The sequence below is a fragment of the Tardiphaga sp. genome (genome assembly GCF_028290785.1).
Taxonomy (GTDB): domain Bacteria; phylum Pseudomonadota; class Alphaproteobacteria; order Rhizobiales; family Xanthobacteraceae; genus Tardiphaga.
The window spans coordinates 1-2815 of the sequence record NZ_JAQGJD010000134.1 but is presented as its reverse complement, the minus strand read 5'-3'; the positions used below and the strand labels follow the sequence as shown (position 1 = coordinate 2815).

The window sequence follows — 2815 nt, the reverse complement described above, 5'->3', positions numbered from 1 at the left end:
CTCATCCGGGCTACGCCCCCTCATCAACCGAAGAAATCCACCACCAGCTTGATGTTCAGCGCGATGATGATCACCGCGGTGAGCGCCGCCAGCGCCGTCACCCAGCGCGGCGCCACGAACGGGCCCATCTTGCTCTTGCTCGCGGTGAACAGCACCAGCGGCACCACCGCGAACGGCAACTGCAAACTCAGCACCACCTGACTGAGGATCAGCAACTGCCCGGTGGCCTTCTCGCCGTACCACAGCGTCACCAGCACCGCCGGCACGATGGCGATCGTCCGGGTGATCATGCGGCGCAGCCACGGCGCCACGCGCAGGTTGATAAACCCCTCCATCACGATCTGGCCGGCCAGCGTCGCGGTGACGGTGGAGTTCAAGCCGCAGCACAGCAGCGCCACGGCAAACAAGGTCGGCGCCAGCGACGAGCCGAGCAGCGGCGCCAGGAAGGCGTGCGCCTGGTCGAGTTCGGCGACGTCGGTCTTGCCCGTCTTGTGGAAGGTCGCGGCGGCGAGGATCAGGATCGAGGCGTTGATGGTCAGCGCCAGGCACAGCGCGATCGTGGAATCGATCGTCGCCAGCTTGATCGCCTCTTTCTTCTCGGGAACGCTGTCGCCATAGCCGCGGGTCTGCACCAGCCCGGAATGCAGATACAGATTATGCGGCATCACGGTGGCGCCGAGAATGCCGAGCGCGAGGTACAGCATCTCGCGGTTCATCAGAATGTCGGTGGTCGGCGCGAAGCCGCGGATCACCGCGCCCCAGTCCGGATCGGCCATCGCGATCTGCACCGCGAAGCACGCCGCGATCACACCAAGCATCGCCACCACGAAGGCCTCGATCCAGCGAAAGCCGAACGCCTGCAGCGCCAGGATCAGGAACACGTCGGCGGCGGTGATGATGACGCCGATCTCCAAGGGAATGCCGAACAGCAAATTGAGCCCGATGGCGGTGCCGATCACTTCGGCCAGGTCCGTCGCGGTGATGGCGATCTCCGCCGACAGCCACAGCGCCCACGATACCGTGCGCGGAAACGCATCGCGGCAGGCCTGCGCGAGGTCGCGCCCGGCGCCGACGCCGAGTCGCGCGCACAGCGACTGCAGCACGATGGCCATCAGGTTGGACAACAGCGCCACCGTCAGCAGCGCGTAGCCGAACTTGGAGCCGCCGGCCAGCGAGGTCGCCCAGTTGCCGGGATCCATGTAGCCGACCGCGACCAGGTAGCCGGGACCTAGAAACGCCAGCAGCTTGCGCCAGAACGAGCCGTTCTTGACCACCCGGATCGAGCCGAACATGCCGAGCAGCGACGGATCCCCCCGCGCCGTGCGCCAGCCCCCGGGCTGGCCGACCAGCTCGGGCAATTGGGGATCAAGGGGATCGGCGGAAATCACAGGTGTTTTGGCATCCATGCCGGGAACATGGCCGATAATCTTGCTTATTGCAACTCATTTGCAAGTGCATGTGGGGTGGCTTGGGACGCATGGCTCGTTGGTAAGCGAATGTGTCGGCGCGCATCCGCCGACAGTTCCAGAACTGGCGTCTTCCGCTTACTGTACACCCATATATTTGACATCCGCAATTTCTGGGTGTACGAAAATGGATAACGAAGATCGGTTCGATCCGGAAAAGGACAGGATTAACAAAACCCAGCACGGCATTTCGCTGGCGCGCGCATTCGATCTTGAAGTCTCCCACTTCATCGTAGACGAGCGGTTCGATTACGGAGAGGTCCGTTACCGTGCGTGGGGGATACATCGACGGCAGGCCGCACTACCTCGCCTACACCCTGCGCGGCCGCACGGTCCGTCCGATCAGCCTGCGCCGCGCGCACGCCAAGGAGATGAAGCGCCATGTCAAAGAAGCCTAAATTCGACCCCGCGATCCACGACGAAAACCCCGAGTGGACGGCAGAGGACTTTGCCAAGGCGAGGCCAGCCTCCGAACTGCCCGCTGACATTCTCGCCCAATTCAGGAACGCAGTTGGCCGTCCCCGCATCGAGAACCCCAAGGTGCCGGTAAAGCTGCGGCTCGACAGCGTCGTCGTCGATGCGCTGCGCGCAACGGGACCGGGATGGCAGACCCGGATCAACGACATGCTGAAATCGAAGATCAGCCGGGGCAAGGTGAAGTTCGAGACGCCGGCACCCGTCAAGCGCAAGCGGGCGTAAGGCCGCTGGATCGCTGACCACAAGCTGCTAGAACGTCCGCTGGATGATTTGGAGAGTGCAATGAGCGGCAAGACGTATCGGGCGAAGCGGTCCCTGACGATCGATCTGGACTACGACTCGGCATTCCCCGTCACCGCGGGCGCGACCTATACCGACGACGGCACCACGGTGTTCAACGACTACGTCTGCGACGAACTGTTCGAAGCGGCCAGCCCCGATGCCGGCACGATCGTCATCAGCCATCCCGAAGCGCGGCGATCGCGAAAGAACTAGCGCTTTTTTTCTTTGAGATGAATCGCGTCAGCCGCAACCGTCATTGCGAGGAGCGAAGCGACGCGGCAATCCAGAAAACCGCAAACACCGAAAAGTCTGGATTGCTTCGTCGCAAACGCTCCTCGCAATGACGGCTGAGGGCGCGTCGTCGATCGTCGACGTCGTTATCGCGGCGCGGTCCCCGCGCGTTCGTCAAAGAGACCCCGCGCCCGATCGACGTCTTCGTGGTGCTCCAGGGTCCAGCGGTACCTTGCCGCAAATGGCTCGCCCAGGGTCCGGCCGAGCGGCGTCACCGAATATTCGACGGCCACGGGCGAACCGGTGAGCACCCGCCGGCCGACGATCCCGCTGCGTTCCAGCCGGCGCAGCGCATCGAC

At 63.7% G+C, this 2815-nt stretch carries 5 protein-coding genes; 3 read left to right on the top strand and 2 right to left on the bottom strand.

Annotated elements, in window-relative coordinates; genetic code table 11:
* Positions 1-23: 23 nt before the first annotated feature.
* The gene (locus JWR89_RS08000) at positions 24-1406 is read right to left on the bottom strand and encodes an Nramp family divalent metal transporter (RefSeq protein ID WP_299714029.1); all 1383 of its coding nucleotides are present in this window, start codon (positions 1404-1406) and stop codon (positions 24-26) included.
* A gap of 329 nt (positions 1407-1735) precedes the next feature.
* On the opposite strand from JWR89_RS08000, the gene JWR89_RS07995 reads away from it, so the two are divergent.
* The 3 genes from JWR89_RS07995 to JWR89_RS07985 are packed head-to-tail and all read left to right on the top strand — an operon-like array spanning position 1736 to position 2438.
* A complete protein-coding gene (locus JWR89_RS07995; RefSeq protein WP_299714026.1) occupies positions 1736-1864 on the top strand; it encodes a BrnT family toxin in 129 nt (42 codons plus the stop codon).
* A complete protein-coding gene (locus JWR89_RS07990) occupies positions 1848-2165 on the top strand; it encodes a BrnA antitoxin family protein (protein ID WP_299714023.1) in 318 nt (105 codons plus the stop codon). Before JWR89_RS07995 ends, JWR89_RS07990 begins: the two co-directional genes overlap by 17 nt.
* Before the next feature lie 60 nt (positions 2166-2225).
* The gene (locus JWR89_RS07985) at positions 2226-2438 is read left to right on the top strand and encodes a hypothetical protein (protein ID WP_299714021.1); all 213 of its coding nucleotides are present in this window, start codon (positions 2226-2228) and stop codon (positions 2436-2438) included.
* Between the two features lie 164 nt (positions 2439-2602).
* On the opposite strand, the gene JWR89_RS07980 is transcribed toward JWR89_RS07985, so the two are convergent.
* Positions 2603-2815 (bottom strand): winged helix-turn-helix transcriptional regulator (locus JWR89_RS07980; protein WP_299714018.1); only part of this gene is annotated, 213 nt, incomplete at its 5' end.